The organism is Arthrobacter sp. lap29 (assembly GCF_032458965.1).
Classification (GTDB): domain Bacteria; phylum Actinomycetota; class Actinomycetes; order Actinomycetales; family Micrococcaceae; genus Specibacter; species Specibacter psychrochitiniphilus.
Map to the genome: position 1 here is coordinate 256494 of NZ_JAUCEK010000004.1, position 15755 is coordinate 272248.

General features: G+C 59.5%; 16 protein-coding genes. 8 read left to right on the forward strand and 8 right to left on the reverse strand.

The window, feature by feature from the left end:
• Positions 1-73: 73 nt before the first annotated feature.
• Entirely contained in the window at positions 74-751 is a 678-nt protein-coding gene (locus tag RY113_RS08810; RefSeq protein ID WP_146212974.1) for a hypothetical protein, read from the reverse strand.
• Between the two features lie 127 nt (positions 752-878).
• Here RY113_RS08810 and RY113_RS08815 point away from each other — a divergent pair, with 127 nt between their 5' ends.
• From RY113_RS08815 to RY113_RS08835, 5 genes are all read left to right on the forward strand, one after another.
• On the forward strand, positions 879-1361 hold the full coding sequence (locus tag RY113_RS08815; RefSeq protein ID WP_110104758.1) for a DUF6941 family protein: 483 nt from the start codon (positions 879-881) through the stop codon (positions 1359-1361).
• 122 nt (positions 1362-1483) lie between these two features.
• Positions 1484-1651, forward strand: a complete 168-nt coding sequence (locus tag RY113_RS08820) for a hypothetical protein (protein WP_170120874.1) — start codon at positions 1484-1486, stop codon at positions 1649-1651.
• 177 nt (positions 1652-1828) lie between these two features.
• Positions 1829-2059 carry a hypothetical protein gene (locus RY113_RS08825; RefSeq protein ID WP_315914262.1) on the forward strand — a complete coding sequence of 77 codons (231 nt, stop codon included), beginning with the start codon at positions 1829-1831 and terminating at the stop codon, positions 2057-2059.
• A 180-nt stretch (positions 2060-2239) separates the two neighbouring features.
• Entirely contained in the window at positions 2240-2368 is a 129-nt protein-coding gene (locus RY113_RS08830) for a hypothetical protein (protein ID WP_257032404.1), read from the forward strand.
• 190 nt (positions 2369-2558) lie between these two features.
• Positions 2559-3143, forward strand: coding sequence for a hypothetical protein (locus RY113_RS08835; RefSeq protein WP_315914263.1), 585 nt, complete (start codon positions 2559-2561; stop codon positions 3141-3143).
• 65 nt (positions 3144-3208) lie between these two features.
• On the opposite strand, the gene RY113_RS08840 is transcribed toward RY113_RS08835, so the two are convergent.
• The 4 genes from RY113_RS08840 to RY113_RS08855 all read right to left on the reverse strand — a co-directional run bounded on the left by RY113_RS08840 (position 3209) and on the right by RY113_RS08855 (position 9095).
• Positions 3209-4933, reverse strand: a complete 1725-nt coding sequence (locus tag RY113_RS08840) for an ABC transporter family substrate-binding protein (RefSeq protein WP_315914264.1) — start codon at positions 4931-4933, stop codon at positions 3209-3211.
• Positions 4934-5036: 103 nt separating this feature from the next.
• Complete coding sequence (locus RY113_RS08845) at positions 5037-7100, reverse strand: dipeptide ABC transporter ATP-binding protein (RefSeq protein ID WP_315914378.1); 2064 nt, start codon at positions 7098-7100, stop codon at positions 5037-5039.
• An 82-nt stretch (positions 7101-7182) separates the two neighbouring features.
• Positions 7183-8109, reverse strand: a complete 927-nt coding sequence (locus RY113_RS08850; RefSeq protein ID WP_245932018.1) for an ABC transporter permease — start codon at positions 8107-8109, stop codon at positions 7183-7185.
• A gap of 2 nt (positions 8110-8111) precedes the next feature.
• On the reverse strand, positions 8112-9095 hold the full coding sequence (locus tag RY113_RS08855) for an ABC transporter permease (protein WP_315914265.1): 984 nt from the start codon (positions 9093-9095) through the stop codon (positions 8112-8114).
• A gap of 489 nt (positions 9096-9584) precedes the next feature.
• Between RY113_RS08855 and RY113_RS08860 the strand changes: the two genes are divergently transcribed.
• The 3 genes from RY113_RS08860 (at position 9585) to idi (ending at position 12644) form a co-directional block, all read left to right on the forward strand.
• Positions 9585-11411, forward strand: a complete 1827-nt coding sequence (locus RY113_RS08860; RefSeq protein ID WP_315914266.1) for a hypothetical protein — start codon at positions 9585-9587, stop codon at positions 11409-11411.
• 74 nt (positions 11412-11485) lie between these two features.
• Positions 11486-11872, forward strand: coding sequence for a hypothetical protein (locus RY113_RS08865; RefSeq protein ID WP_315914267.1), 387 nt, complete (start codon positions 11486-11488; stop codon positions 11870-11872).
• Between the two features lie 223 nt (positions 11873-12095).
• Positions 12096-12644 (forward strand): isopentenyl-diphosphate Delta-isomerase, encoded by a 549-nt coding sequence (gene idi / locus RY113_RS08870; RefSeq protein WP_315914268.1) that lies wholly within the window; start codon positions 12096-12098, stop codon positions 12642-12644.
• A gap of 44 nt (positions 12645-12688) precedes the next feature.
• On the opposite strand, the gene RY113_RS08875 is transcribed toward idi, so the two are convergent.
• From RY113_RS08875 to RY113_RS08885, 3 genes are all read right to left on the reverse strand, one after another.
• A complete protein-coding gene (locus RY113_RS08875) occupies positions 12689-13504 on the reverse strand; it encodes an SDR family NAD(P)-dependent oxidoreductase (protein ID WP_315914269.1) in 816 nt (271 codons plus the stop codon).
• A 573-nt stretch (positions 13505-14077) separates the two neighbouring features.
• Positions 14078-14803, reverse strand: a complete 726-nt coding sequence (locus RY113_RS08880; RefSeq protein ID WP_315914270.1) for a hypothetical protein — start codon at positions 14801-14803, stop codon at positions 14078-14080.
• A gap of 76 nt (positions 14804-14879) precedes the next feature.
• A complete protein-coding gene (locus RY113_RS08885; RefSeq protein WP_315914271.1) occupies positions 14880-15665 on the reverse strand; it encodes a TetR/AcrR family transcriptional regulator in 786 nt (261 codons plus the stop codon).
• Positions 15666-15755 lie beyond the last annotated feature (90 nt).

Genomic DNA, 15755 nt, shown 5'->3' on the forward strand with positions numbered 1-15755 from the left:
GCGCAGAACTAGACGCTATTGGCGGCTGTCCCATCCGGGACGGCCGCCAACAGTGTCTAAGCGTCAATATTGTTTACGGACGGGATTCGAGCATCGTCTGGACGGTTTCCTTGGCAGCGCATTCCATGGACCGCTTGCCAGTGTGGCCGGCAATAATGTTGAACTCTTCCGGCAGCGTCCCTGATTCATTGCATAGAGTCACTCGGATCACAGTTCGGAGAGGTTTGCGGTAACTGCCCCGGAGCGGAATCCGGCGGCGCACCACGGACAACTGCTCAATGTTCTTCCAAGGCAATTGCCACACAGACGTAATGCCCGGAACACGGCACCAAAAGCTCATTCCGGAGCTGTCAGTGGAAATGGCCACGCCGGGGCGGGCCTGCGTGTCATCAGGGACCAGAGAAACGCCTAGTGCCGGGATTGGTGTGTGGGGAGAAAAGAAGGTGCCCGCAGAGCCGTAGACGCAAGTATTTGGAGCCAGCGCTTGAACGTCGCTGCAGAGCCGGGAAAGATCCTTCTTCGCACGGGCGTTGATGGCCATCCAAGAAGCACCGCCAGCAACAATGATCGTTACGGCCAGCAGAATCAACGCCTTAGCCGCAAGATGTTCGCGCTGGCCGGACCCCACAAGTATCACGAGAATGGCAGCACCCACGGCTACAGTGACGGCAGCGCTCACTACCGCTCTCAAAATGGTGCGTAGCCAATCAGCCCGCCTCGCCTTGCCAATACTGCGTTGTTGCTCAACCATTCCCAGCCTACCGTCAAACATTGCTCTCATCTTCGCCACGTCACCGCGTGGCGAGTGCCGCTCCAGTGTAACGGGAACCAACAGCGCTCACCGGACGTGGTTGGATGGGCTTTATGGAGATTTCCACATGAGCGATCATTCAAGCGCCGGCGCCAGCATCATCATTGCCGACTTCGTCAACATCGACGCGGCCGGAAAGGTCAATATCATTGGTGGCGGGATCCAATTCCTAGGCTTTGACCCCGACACCGGAATGAGCGCACCGTTCTCACTCTTTGTGAGCGTCACCGTCAGTATTCCCGCCTTCGATTCAACCCAAGCCGTGGTGGAGGTGGCACTTGTGGACACTGACGGCCGTCCCGTCTCAGTACCGGCAAGCGAGGGCCCCAACGTGTTGCACTTCAAACAGCAAGTGGACTTCCGGCACACCATGGCTCCTAACATGCAGCCGCCACCCATGGGCTTCCCGGGCTGCTCCAACGTGGTGCTGAACTTCCCGGGCGGGTTGCCGTTGCCCACGGGCTCCACCTATGAATGGGTTGTGATGCTCGACGGCGCACGGCTCTCCTCCAGCACCTTCTTCGTGCCGGGGATTGCTGACGGCCAATAGCGCCTCAGTGCTATTGGGCGCGGACGGGCCCGGCATTGCTTGCCGTAACCTGCGGATCCGCTGGCGGTGTCCAGTCCCCGGCAGGCCTAGCCCTGGCCGCGCGGCAGGCGTTAGTGTGAAGCATGAGCAAGCATCCAGATTTTGATGACAGCGAACTAATTCACGAGCCTACAACGCCGGACCGGCTGGCTGAGGTTTATTCCGAGATGGTGACCCCGGACATCGCAGAGATGAACGATCACGCAGCCACCCTGGAGGAAGAAGCCAAGAGAGAGCCGGATCGGCTCTAGCAAGATCCTGACCCGGCTGGCATTCTTCTTCTGAGCCTCTGAGCACTGAGCCTCTGAGCACTGGCTCGGGTGGCAGCAGCATGAGTGAACCTTTCACGGCTTGCAGTGTTACGGCCCAGCTAGTAAGGACTCGATGGGGGGACTGCTTTGATGGGTCTGCTCGCGTAGTGTTATTGGATGCGACCCAACCATGGAATGTTCAGCTGGAAAACGACGCGCTTGCTCTTCTCCATTGGGAGTTTCGTTGCCATGGCTGGAATTCTCCGACTCGTGACTGCGGGCTCGTGGGTGTACATCTTGTTCGTCCTGCTCGGGCTTGCTCTCGTGGCCCTGTCCACCCGCGGTCCATGGGATAGCGAAGCCAGCGGGCGCAATCGTTCCGCTGTGGGATTTCGGGTCCGTCAGTAGCAAGGCAGCCTCAACGGACGCACGTCATTGCGCCAAGAGAAAAGAACTTTAGGGTTTTATTCGCCTTCTGGGAACGAGGGCGAACGGGCATGGCAGCGGAGGTGTCAGTGGCCCCCTTGAGGTGCACTCCCGCAGTTTAGGCGGACCACCGGAAAATCCTGCGCCATCATTGACTGGCTCATGGAACACGACTGGCTGGGGCGTGGGGATGCCATGGCCTTGGTGCAGGTGATCAAGAACGGTCCCTCGATCAGTGAGAAGCACGTTGGCACGGGCGGAGTTCGCCCAGACCAGATGAGCGAACTCTAGCTGGATGGGAAAAATAGCCGGGCGCTCTCACCGGCTCCTATCCTTCCCCTGTGCCGGGGTCAGCGATGTGAGGACGCAAACGGCCCCGGCCCACCGTTGACGGGTCCACCGCAGAACACCTGGCCGCATTGTGCCTTTGAGTATCTGCTTCCCACACCTTGCCCACCACCTCTGGCATTCTTGAAGTACCATGGCAGCTACTCCGCGCACTCCACAAACACTCATCTACTCCACACCAACCCGGGTTCTAGGTGCGGTGACGTGGACCTTGTGCATCTTTTTGTCAGTGAATCTGATCCTGACCGGAACGGTGCAAGCCATCTGGGGATTTTTGCCATGGCTGCTGCTGGTTGGCTGGACCATCTACATTCTGTTGTGGCGCCCCTGCCTACAAATCACCTCCGACAGCATTCTGGTCCGCAATATTCTGCGCGAGCACACCATCCCCTTCAGCGAGCTCACCGCCGTCCGCGTCCTGCAAACCACCAGCTTTGACACCACCGCGGGAAGGATCCCTAGTTGGGGAGCCCCCAGCACCGGAAAACTGGGCCCCCGCGCCCTCACCGTCCCGCACACCAAGGTTGTCATTCAGGCGGCGTGGGACGCCTGGGAACTTCGGCAACCAGAGATGGACGACGGCGCGGCCGCCTCCGCGCCCCACCGCCCAACCGCTCAGCCCCACCCACCAACAGCGGTGACCCGGCGCTGGAACGTGGTCCCCGTCGTCGTAGGTGTCTTGAGCGTAGGGCTGGTTCTTGCCAGTGTGCTGAGTTAAGCCAAAAGCCCGGCCCAACCATGAAGGGTGAGGCCGGGCCTTTGTTGAGCTTGAAGCGGGTTGGGTTAGCTCTTGAATCCGATGCTGGTCCAATCCATGGATTCGAACTGGGCGGCACCGTAGTTGACCAGTCCTGTCTTGACGCCCAAGGTGTTCGGAGTGGGTGTCAGCGGGATGACGGGGGTGTAGGCGAAGATTGTCTTGTCAATCTCGTTGGCCAGTTCAATGCGCTTGGCGGGATCCAGTTCCGCATTGGCAGCGGCCCACATCTCACCGAGTTTGTCATCGGTAATTCCGGTGAAGTTCTGCCCGGCATCGGCAGGGTAGAAGATCGATTCGGCGGCGGCCACCGGGAAAGCGGTCCCGGACCAGGCGAAGCCGGTCAGCTGGAAGTTGGACTTGAGCACGTAGTCGGCAAAGAACTTATCGGCAGGTACCGTGTCATTTTTGAGCGAGATACCAACAACTTGCAGGTTGGCCTGGATCTGCTTGAAGATCTGTTCAGAAACAGGGTTGTTGGCGTCCAAGGTGTAAATAAGTTCCAGCTTGGCACCATCTTTTTCCATCACCCCGTCGGAGCCCTTGGTGTACCCGGCTTCCTTGAGCAGTGCCTCCGATTTGGCGGTGTCATAGCCAATGACGGCTGTTGCATCGTCCTCGTAGCCCTTCTGACCAGGCATGAAGATGTAGCTGTTTTGATTGGCCACGGGGGCGCCGATAGGAGCTAGGCGGCTGGCGGAAATAGTGTCCCTGTCAATGGCGCGTGCCACGGCCTGGCGGACCTTAACATCTGCCAGCGGACCCTTGGAACCGTTCATTGTCACATGGTTCCAGGTCAAACCACCGGACTGCTGAATGGCGCCGTCTGCGCGTTTCTTGGCGGTGTCATAGTTGTCCTTGTTGGTGCCAATGCTGACAGCATCAAGTTCCTTGTTGGCGTAAGCCTGGGCGAGGGCATCGCGGGAGATGACCTTCATGATGATCTTCTCCAACTTGGGCTTTTGCCCCCACCACTTGTCATTGGGGACCAGGGTGACCACTTGTCCGGTGGTGTCCACCGTACCCACCTTGAACGGGCCCGTGGAGGGCAGCGGCTTGGACTTGTAGCCCTCGTTGAAAGCCTTCACATCGGAGGCAACGGCTGCGGGCAGCACTGCTGCGGTGGCGGTCCCTGCCGTGCTGCTGCCCAGAATGGAGGCCCAATCAGCATTCTTGTTCTTGAAGGTGATCTTAAAGTTGAAGTCGGTGTCCTCCTTGGTGACAGTATCAATGTCTTTGAAGACGTTGTCTCCCACAATTTGGTAGTCCTTGTTGGTGCCATTATTGGCCTTGATGGTAGCCGCGTAGTCCTTGTACGTGATGGGTGTGCCGTCTTCCCACACTGCCTTGGGGTTCAGCTTCACTTCCACAACCTGCGGGTCCTCGCTGAGCAGCTTCACCTCGGTTGCGTAGTCAGGGTCCACTGCCCAACCGCCGTCCACCGTGGTGCGGACCGGGGCGCCCATAGTGGGATCCAGAATCTCGCCTCCGGCCTTGACGTTGCCATCAATCTGGAGTGTGTTCCAGTTATCCGGCAACTGGTCAACAGCCAGAGTCAAGGTGCCACCGTCCTTAACGGAAGCATAATCAGCGCTTACCCATGCGGTGGTGGGCAGGGTGGCGGTCTCAGCAGCGCCCTTGCTGCTGTCCACGGTGGGCTTGTTATCGCCTCCGCCGCCAGCGCTACAACCTGTCATGGCCAGGGCAACCGCCAAAACGCCGGCTCCCACCATCTTGTTAATATTTTTCATTTCTTCCTCCCATTGAATGGTCCCCGGTGGGTCATTGTTCTTCTCCCGCGGGGTTCGGTGGCTACGGTAAGTTCTTGGGGGTGTTCACGAAGGCGCTCAGGGATCATGGCATCCCGGCCGCCAGCAAGCCGATTCGCTCAGCGTGGTGGCAGGCCACCACACTGTTTTGCACGGCTCGGGGTTGTGGATCCTGGGTCCGGCACTGTTCCTTTCCTGGAGCGTCCATGAGTTTGTACAGAGGGCAGCGGGTGCGGAAGTTACAGCCCGTGATGTCCTCGGTGGGGCTCGGTAGGTCCCCCTCGAGGAGGATCCGGGTGCGGCTGCGCTCCACGGTAGGGTCTGGGACGGGCACGGCCGAGAGCAGAGCCTTGGTATAGGGGTGTTGCGGGTTCTCGAAGATCGCTTCCGCGGGCCCGCTTTCCACGATCCTGCCCAGATACATGACGGCAACGTTGTCAGAAATTTGCCGCACTACCGCCAAGTCATGGGCCACGAACAAGTAGGAGAGCCCCAATTTCTCCTGCAGGTCCTGCAACAGATTGATCACCCCGGCCTGGATGGAGACATCTAGGGCGGAAACGGGCTCATCCAACACCACAATCTTCGGGTCAGTCACCAAGGCCCGGGCAATGCCGATGCGTTGGCGCTGCCCTCCAGAGAACTCGTGCGGATACCGTGAGGCCATTGACGGGTCCAGCCCCACCAGATCCAGAACGGCCCGGACCTTTTCCAGCCGGTCCTTGGCAGGGACACCGTGAACGGTGAGTGGTTCCGCCACGAGATCCTGCACGGGTAGCCGCGGGTCAAGGGAGGCCATGGGGTCTTGGAAAACCACCTGTATTTCCTTGCGCAGAGCCTTCCGTTCCCTGGCAGTGAGCGTGGCCACATCCCGCCCGTTGATACTGACCTGCCCGGCTTGAGGCTTGGTGAGTTCCAAGATCTCCATGACAGTGGTGGACTTCCCACAGCCGGATTCACCCACCAGTCCCAAAGTTTGCCCTGTCCGCAGGTCAAAGCTGACACCGTCCACGGCCCGCACGGTACCTATAGTGCGTTTGAACACCGAGCCCCTGGACAAGGGGAAATGGCGCTCCAACCCCGCCACATCCAGCACTGTTTCAGGGGCCACTAAGGCCCGTTCCGCAGTGGCGACAGGTTCAGGCACAGGGTACAGCTTGGTACGGTCCAGCTGGCCTGAGGCTATTTCGGCTACACGCAGGCAGGCGGCAGAGTTCAACGGGTCCTCCCCGATGACTGTCAAGGGCGGCTCGGTGGAACGGCAGGCCTCAATGACTACCGGGCACCGGGGCGCAAAGGGGCACCCTGGCGCCAGGTTGCTCAATTGGGGCGGACGGCCCTCCAGCGGCACCAGCCGGGTATGCCCGGCCGTGGCCAGGTTCGGCATGGAACGCAACAACCCCACGGTGTACGGCATGGACGGTGCGTGGAACACTTGATCCACGGTCCCGGTCTCCACAATCCGCCCCGCGTACATGACGGCGAGCCTGTCCGCATTCCCTGCCACCACACCCAGATCATGGGTGATCAGCACCACGGCTGCACCTGTCATGTCCTTCGCCTTCTGCAGCACTTCCAGGATCTGCGCCTGGATGGTCACATCAAGGGCAGTGGTTGGTTCATCGGCGATGATGAGCCGCGGATTGTTTGCAATGGCAATGGCAATCATGGCGCGTTGGCGCATACCGCCGGAAAATTCGTGCGGGAAAGCTTGGGCGCGGCGCTCCGGATTGGGGATGCCCACCACCTTGAGCAGTTCCACGGCGCGTGCGTTGGCGGCAGCTTTGGAGAGCTTGCGGTCATGCAATCGCAGAGCCTCAGAAATTTGCGCCCCAATGGTGTAAACGGGGGTCAGCGCCGAAAGCGGGTCCTGGAAAATGATGGAGATGCCCTCGCCGCGCAGCTTGGACATTTCCTTATCGCTGCGACCCAGCAGTGATTTGCCTTCAAAGAGGATATCTCCACTGATTTTTGCGTTCGAGGGCAGCAGGCCCATGACGGCCAGCGAGGAGACAGACTTTCCGGATCCGGATTCACCCACAATCCCCAGAAACTCACCCTGGTCCACATGGTAGCTAACTCCCCGCACGGCTGTGACTGCCCCGCCCGGCTGAGGGAAGGTGACATGGAGGTCGCGGACTTCCAGCAGGTGATTTGACGGATTCGGCTGTGTGGGGCCGGGGCGTACTGACGGGCTGGTTTCATTGCTTGCTGCGGGGTCGATCAGGTTTTCAGTCACGGTTGACTCCCGAGGTCGGGTCTACGGCATCTCGGAGCGCATCGCCAACAAGGCTGGCTGAGAGGACTGTGAAGACAAGGATGGCTGCGGGGAAAATGAAAAGCCAAGGGCGGGTGGCGGCTGCACTCTGGCCTGCCGCCAAGAGGGTGCCCAAGGAAACGTCAGGGGCTTGGATGCCGAAGCCGAAGAAGCTCAGGGTGGTCTCACTGAGGATTGCAGCACCTACGCCAAGCGTCGCGTCGATGATCAGCAGCGAAGAGACGTTGGGCAGCACATGCCTACGGATGATGGTCCAGGTATCCACACCCATGAAGCGGGCGGCCTTGATGAAGTCGCGTTCGCGCAGCGAGCGGGTTTGGGCCCGGATGACCCTGGCCATGATCATCCAGCCAAAGCCTGCCAGGAGGAAGATCAGCGCCACCCAGGACAGTTGCTTGAAAATTGGGCTAAGCAAGATGAACAGGAACAAGCTCGGCAGCACCAATAGTAGATCGATGACCCAGACAATAACCCTGTCCCACCAACCGCCAAGGTAGCCTGCCACGGCACCCACCACACCGGCCACAATGGCGGCCAAGGGGCCCACCAAGAGGCCAATGATCAGTGACTTGCGCAGGCCCACAATAGTTTGGGCGTAAATGTCTTCGCCAATGTCACTGGTGCCAAACCAATGGAGCCGGCTGGGGCTTGATCCCATGTTGTAAATATCCAGATCCGTGTAGTTCCAGGCGTTGGGAACAAGACCAAAGATGGCCCACAGGATGATGGCGCCCAGGCCAATGATGCCCACCCAGAACCGCGGTGTGCTGCGCAGCCGGGCCATGACCAGACGCAGACGGGAAACAGGCTTTGCCGAATGCACCACGTCTGTAATGACCGCAGTAGCATCGGGTGCCGGCATTTCATCAAGCATGGACATGGCTACACCCGCACTCTCGGGTCAAGGGCCGCATACACAACATCGGCCAATGTTCCGGCGATCAGGATCAGGATGGCGTTGAAAAAGATGGCCCCCGTAAAGGCATTAATATCGCTTTGTGAAATCGATTGAACCAGCAATTCGCCCATACCGTGCCAGCTGAACACAAGTTCGGTGACGGCGGCACCGGCCAAAACCGTGGCGAAGGAGTAGGCAAAGTAGGTGGACATGGGGATCAGGGCTACCCGGACGCCGTGACGGACAAGCGCCGAACCACGAGTTCGCCCCTTGGAACGTGCGGTCCGGATGTAGTCCGCAGCCAGTACATCCAGCATGGCGCTGCGCTGGTATCTGGAATATCCGGCAGCCCCCATGAGGGCCAGCGAGATGGTTGGCAGCAACAGGTGCCCTGCTCGATCCCCGAATTGGACCCACCAGCCGCCATCGAGCCCTGGGGTGTATTCGCCCGTGAAGCTGATCAGCTGAACACCTAGGAAGTTATTGAGCAACGTGGCAACAATCATCAACAAGATGCCTAGGACAAATGCTGGTGTGGCAAGAATGGTGAAGGAGGCTACGGAAATGGCTTGATCACTGAATCTATACTGACGCACCGCACCCCACACGCCCAGTGCCACACCTACAATCGCAGCAATGACGGTACCTAAAATCAGCAGCCGCAGACTGGTTCCGGCGCGGGCCGCGATCTCACTGAACACTGAAGTGTTATGAATGGTGTCGCCCAAGGACCCTTCGGTCACGAGCCGCACAATCCAGGCCCACAGCCGCTCCACCCAGGGGGTGTTCGGGTTGACGCCCAAGCCATCCAGGATGGAGTTGATGGTGGCATCACTGGGGCGCGGATTACGGCCTAGGTAGCGCGCAGCCGGGTTCAAGATGATGCTGGCCAAGACATAGGCGCTGAGCGTGGCGATGGCTGAAAGGATCGCGTAATTAATGAAGCGCTTGGCAATGAACCCGATCATTGCGCGGGCCTTACTTCAGCCTTGAGGAGGATTGCACCGGGGCTGACCGGGGCCCGCCATGATGCCGAAAGTAAGAGCATGTAACCGTCCTTGACCTGATCCGCCGGCCCCGCCATGGATGGTGGCAGAGGCTTGCGTGAGCCTATATTTCCTTGGGTGAAAGACGGGAATGTAACCCGGCTCACACTCATTGATGCAAACCTACCCCAGTGAACTTTCACTACGGCCAAGCAAATTGCCCAGCCCCGGCAGGACTGTCCGATCGGATCAATTCGATCCGATGGCACCCCTAAGCCATCAGCTTTCAGCAAAACCCTTTTAGCAGCATTCATCCAAACGAATAGGAATAATGTGGCTCAAACGTTACTCGCAGACTCAAATGAGATGATCCAAAAGGGCGTAACCTGCCACCCCTGAGCCATTGGCAGCATGGGCGCGCTGTAAGGTATGTCACTACGACGATCCGGCGCAAACGATGGAAGGAGCCGCATGCCTGCACAGAAAAACAGGAAGCGGCTCCCGGCACCAGAGCCCCTCAGCTACCCCGCCCCAGCACAGCCTGCCGTGGAACACGCTGCCGTGGAACAAATCAGTGGCAAAGCGCTGGCCGCGCTCCTGATGGATCCACAGCGCAACGTCACGGTACTAGTCATCTCCCACATCCCGGAACAACAATTTCGTATTGATCCGCATGTGCTGGCCGCCCGGCTGGGTCAAGAAGCCCGGACCTTCATGGTGGTCAATGGGGATGAAACCCACCAGCTGGAAAAGGGTCTGCCCTCGCGCCTCCACATTTACGGCACAGGAGCCCGGGTCTATCCACACGGCGAGCGATGGCTGGAGAGAGTTTCCCGTCCTCATCTTTTGCACCGGAGCACCGCATTGCCACAGCTGTACGACACCCTTGAGCATGAGGTTCTAGCGGCCCAACGCTTCAACCCATCACGGCCCCACACGGCGTCCCTGCCCGTGATTTCGCCAGCGGTAGTCAAGGGCTTCCCGGGCGAGGACAGGGCCCTGGTGGAGCTACTTCCTGGCGGCGAAACGGCCCTCATCCGTAGCGAGGATCTGCTACCCGGCATTCCGCTGGATTGGCTGGTGGCAAAGGGCCAAGAGCTCACGGGAGTACTCAACCCGGACACCCACGTCCTGGACATCAAGGCGCTCCTGCTGCCCCACCCCTCCCCCGTCACCGTCTACCAACAAGGCGATGTGGCACTGGGCCGTGTCAAGTCCGTCAGTCCCCGCCACGCCTGGGTGCAACTTTGGCCTGGCAGTGATTTCCGCATCGGTGTGGAGCGGATCTCCTCCAATGACCTGGATTCCGCCGAAGATCTACTGACCGAGGGCGAGGTGGTCCGGGTCCGTGTTTTGTATGAGAACGGTGCGGTCCGGCTCTCCATGCTGGACGTGGACGACGACGAACCAGCCGTCCGCGCCCCTGCTCTCCTGCGCGGGGGCCCGCCCTGGCTGGAGGCGAACCGGCCCTACGCTTCCATCTTCACCACCGGCACGGCCGTTGCCTCCCCTTCCCCCCAGGCCCCCCTCGATAGCGGCGCGGTGGGTTTGTCCGGCGTCGACCTTTCCCAACAGGAATCCCTACTCAGCCCAACCCAACGACGCTCCGCGTTGCAAAGCACACAAATGCAGCTGGAGGCCGCCCGGCACACCATTGCCGAGTTGCTGGCAGCGGCCAAGCGGCAGGGCGCTACGGATCAGGTGGCCCGGGCGCTGCAGGATCAGCTCAAGGAGGAGCGCCGCGGCTCCGGTGAGCTTGCCCGAGAACTGCATTTGGCCGAGCATCAAGTGGAGGTCCTCAAAACGGATCTGGCCAAAACGCGCGAGGCACTGGTGCAGGTCCGCAGACAGCGCCGTTCCGCCACGTCCAGGACTGAAAGTACGCCTGAAAAACTGTTTCTGGATCCGGAGGAGCAGTTCAATTTTGATCTGCTTGCGCTCTGGGCTCGGATGGTTCCTGCGGCCGAAAAGCGTCTCCATCCGCTGGGAAATTTCAGCAGCAGCCCACAGTTCCTGGAGTCGTGGGCGGCGCTGACGGAGCAACAACGCAACAAGACTTTGCGTGCCGTGGTGGATCTGGTGGCAGACCGGCAGGGTCCGCTGCGTAAACGCGAACCTCATGTTCTGCGGCTCAATGACGGTGCCCATGCCGCCCCCACTCTTCGAGGCGAGGACGTGTGTTGGCGCCTCTATGTGGAGCAGGGAACGGCGGGGGCGCTGCGGCTGCACTACTGGAAGCTGCAGACGGGGGGCTATGAACTCCATGCCGTAGTACCGCATGACGTGGTGAAACCGTAGCCGGTGACGCCCGTAAACTGGACAGTCATCGAGTCCTCAATGAGTCCTGGCATTCTTTAGGTACAAATATTTCCATGACGCGCAGCATGAGATTTTCCAGCAGTCGTTTTCTGGCCGCAATGGGGCTCACCGCCGCGATGGTTTTCGGCACCACCGCCTGCAGCGGGGACACCACAGACTTCCTGCGCGAGTTGCTTTCCGTGGATGCCAAGATCAAGTTGATGTATGACGTTGAACGGACGGACAAGGACGCCCGCATACTGGCTGCCGTTTTCACCTCAAGTGACGCATTTGTCAGCGCTGAGATCGCCAGGGTGGGACTTGGCTCAGCCGTAACCGTGGGCAAGAACTCAACGTTCCTCCCGCCTGTCCACGATGCGCAAATTTCTGCAGCCACACAATCCTTGGATACTGCAGCCCGGCCACAGCGGGCTCCACAACAGCAGCAACGGCCGCTGTGATCACAGTGGCCGCCCAGGCTGCCGACGCTGAACGGATCCGCAACCTTCCACCCGTCTACGTTCCGCCAGCTCCGGCACCTTACGTTCCGCCTGCCTACCAGCCCCCGGCGCAAGACTCCGGCGGCGATTACCCCGGATACACTGGACCCCGGTGCTATGCGCCCGGAGGAAAGACGTACAGGCCGTGCTAGAACTGCTGCGAACGGAAGGAACTGGTCCCATCATGGGTCAAAACATTGAGCTGGTCAGGTTGTTAGATGACAGCGGGGCTGAGATTGGCAGCGCGGACAAGTCGCTGATCCACACGGCACAAACGCCCCTGCATCTGGCCTTCTCCTGCCATCTTTTCGATTCCCAGGGCCGCACCTTGCTGACCCGCCGCGCGCTCTCGAAGCTGACGTGGCCTGGTGTGTGGACAAATTCCTTCTGCGGCCACCCGGCCCCTGGCGAATCTTTCGAAGAAGCGATCATTCGCCGCGCCGCCGTGGAATTGAACATCACCGTGACCAACATTCAGCCGGCACTTCCGGACTTCAGGTACCAGGCTACGGATGCTTCAGGGATTGTGGAGAATGAAATCTGCCCCGTCTTTACCGCCGTGTACGAAAGCGACGCCCCCCTCACACCGAACGCCGAGGAAGTGTGTGACTGGGCCTGGACCGACGTGGTGGACGTTGAAGAAGCAGTCACGGCCACGCCGTTCGCCTTCAGCCCCTGGCTGGTGGAGCAACTAGCCGAAGGTGTCTACACCGGCGGGCGCCTACTCTCCTAAGCACTGCTCTAGTGGATACTGCTTTTCCGGTCACTGTTGCTTGGTCACTGGATCATGGCTGCACTATGTTCCCAGAGTTGGAGCGCCAGCGCCGGATCTTGGGCTTGGCGGCTCGGCTCGGTCAGCTTGCGCCGCACGTAATACTCCCCCGGAGTCCAATCAGTACCCGGTTCCGTGGTGGCGAGCCACACCAAGGTGTCGGCGCCCTCGGCTGATGTGAGCAGGAACCGTTTGGCCACGGAGCTGTAGGCAAGTTTGATGGGGCCCACCGACTCTGCTGAAAAGTTGCTAGCTACTACCCCTGGGTGAAAAGCAACAGCATTGACGCCGTGATCGCCGTAGCGGCGCTGCAGCTCCTTCGTAAAAAGGATGTTTGCCAGCTTCGCGTTACCGTACGCGGCGTTGGTGCGGTAGCGCTTCACTGCGTCGAGGTCATCAATGTCGAACTTAGCCATCACCTTGTGCGCTGCGCTGGAGGTGTTGATGACAGTTGCGCGGTCAGCCACAAGCTTCTCAATCAGCAAGGTGGTCAGCAGGAACGGTGCCAAGTGGTTGACCTGAAAAGTTTTCTCATGCCCGTCAACTGTGACCTCACGGTGGCCCATGACACCTCCGGCGTTGTTGGCCAGCACGTCGATGCGCGGATATTTCTTAGACAATTCAGCGGCCAGCGTCCGCACCTGTTTCAATTCCGTGAAGTCGGCGAGAAAGTACTCACATTCCAGCTCGTCGGCAATGGCCTTGGTCTTCTCCGGGGAGCGGCCCACCAGCACCAGGGTATCCCCCGGATTAGCCAACATTTTTGCTGCGGCAGCGCCAATACCGTCACTGGCGCCTGTAATAACTGTTGTACGTTGCATTGCGCATCCTTAGAACGGTTTTCAGCATACATCCCCTAGATTGAGGACAGCTGCCAACGTTCTGAAGGCAAATTCCGGCGCTGCTCACCTTGGACTTTCTCTATGCGCCTTGCTGGACGCTAGAGCTGGTGCTTATCCTCTCAAGTGCCTGGCTAACCCAGCTGAGCATGAGTTCAGGGCGCTGAAAAAGTATTGCGGAGAAAAATACGCAGACACGGCAAGCACTCAATCATCATCAGGTTGTTCCGGACCAAATCATCAGCCCAGCCTATGGGGTTGTCATGATAGGCGGCGCCGTCGGCCGCTGACTCTATGAACCACGCACCCTGGAAGGGGACGCCCATGAGCTGATGCCACAGGGGGGCGGATCGGCTTTTCCAGAACCCACATCCCCAATTGCGCGGCTTAGCTGAAACACGTCCGCTTCGCCTGATGTTGAGCAAGCCGGACATCCAATGGGTCTGCTCCAGGTAGTCCAGAGTAACCCCGCGCCGGCTTCGGACCAGGCCATGCGCATACCTAACGTGGCATCCAGGCTCGTGGCATTCTAGGCGGAGCCAGCAGAAGGCCGGCTCAGGTGTGAGTGGACGTGCCGGGGCCCTCGATCATCCGTGCCACCTGCTGCTCGAGGGAAGCTAAGGTAACGTCGGGAAGCACAATCACGCCATCGAGCTCACGCCGGACCCGCTTGATGGCCGTTTGGCGTTCTGCCGCAGTGGCAGCCTCGTTTTCAGCGATGTTGATGAGTTTGCGGGCCGTCCCCAGCCGTTGGCGTTCATCAGTGCTAAAGCCGGAGTCCTTGATGCGGCGGGCTTCCTTTTCAGCCACATCAAACGCCACAGCGAAGGCGTTGACGGCGTTGCGGTAATCGTCCCATCTGCTCTTGGATGGGATCTCAGCGACCTTGAGCGGACGCAAGCCATCGGCGTCGCGCTTGGCCCGAAGAAAGGCAACGGTCAGGGGTTCGCGGACGTCACTCATCATGGGGAAGTCAATAAGTTTGGCAATATCAAGCTCGTAGCGGAGCCAGCGCCGGTTGACTTCATCGTGATCGGCCATGACCTTCTCCACGTCCGCGGTGGTGACATCCGGATGAACAGGCGGGGCCTTTTCATCCGCGGTGTGATGGATGGAAACGTCAAGCCCCGCAACTTCGGGATGTTTAAGCTTGTACATTTCGATCTTGCGCTCATGGGCACGATCTCGGGAGGAAAGCAGCGCTTTGAAGGCACCTACCCCCATGCCCCCGAGAGGGAAAAGTAACCACCAGTACGCGGCAAATAGTTGTGGAAATGACATAGCACCATCCTGTCACCTTGATCACAAGCTACCTAAGGTTATGTGTGGCAACATGTGCTCACAGGCCTGACAAACGCTAAAACGGCGCGGCGGCCAGCTTGCGAATACCGGCCGAGGCATTGAAGACCAGTTGGTAGGAGACCTCAACGATCCGTTCCACGTTAACAGCAGCGCCCTCGAGCACCGCGTCAAGGAGCATGTTGTTAACTCCGCCCACCATGGAGACGGCAGTGAGCCTGGCAAAGTCCAGCACAGTGGCCGGCGCGGCTTTTTCACTGCGACGTTCTAGGGCGGTTCCAGCGCCCGCAACAGCGCCCGCCGGCCGTTCTACAGTCCCTTCCGGGGAAACCCCAGCCAACAGCAAGAGCATGGCCATCGATTGGCCAGCAAATTCTTTCAAAATCTCGTGACGCTTCACTTCAAGCTCAGCAGAAACGCCAACCACTTCCACCAACATGATCCGGGCATGGCGAGGATCCGCCAACATAAATCTAACAACTGCGCCCAGACTGGCTCGGATGGCTTCGTGCAGCGTCGCCTCAGGATCCTGCAGAGCGGACTTTACGTGTTTCATCAACTTAATCGACAACTGGGCGTAAACAACAGTGAGTAGATGCTCACGAGATTCAAAGGACTCATAAAAATAGCGTTCACTCAGACCCGCGCCCTGGCACAACGTCTTAACCTTGGCAGCGGAGTAGCCCACAGTGCCAAAGACTCCCGTCCCCGATTCAATGAACTTCTGGTACCGCTCTTGGGTCCGCTCGGATGGCTCCAAACCCGAATACCGGCGCCCACTTGCGCCCCCGGCACAGGGTGTCTGCGGGAGGTCAGCGCTGGGAACAAATGAGTGCTCATTCACGAGGCTGATTCTACCGGGCGTGGTCAACGAGCCCGCAGACAGGCCGTGATCTGTGACCGGCGAAGCGTGACACAATGGCTGTGACTTAAT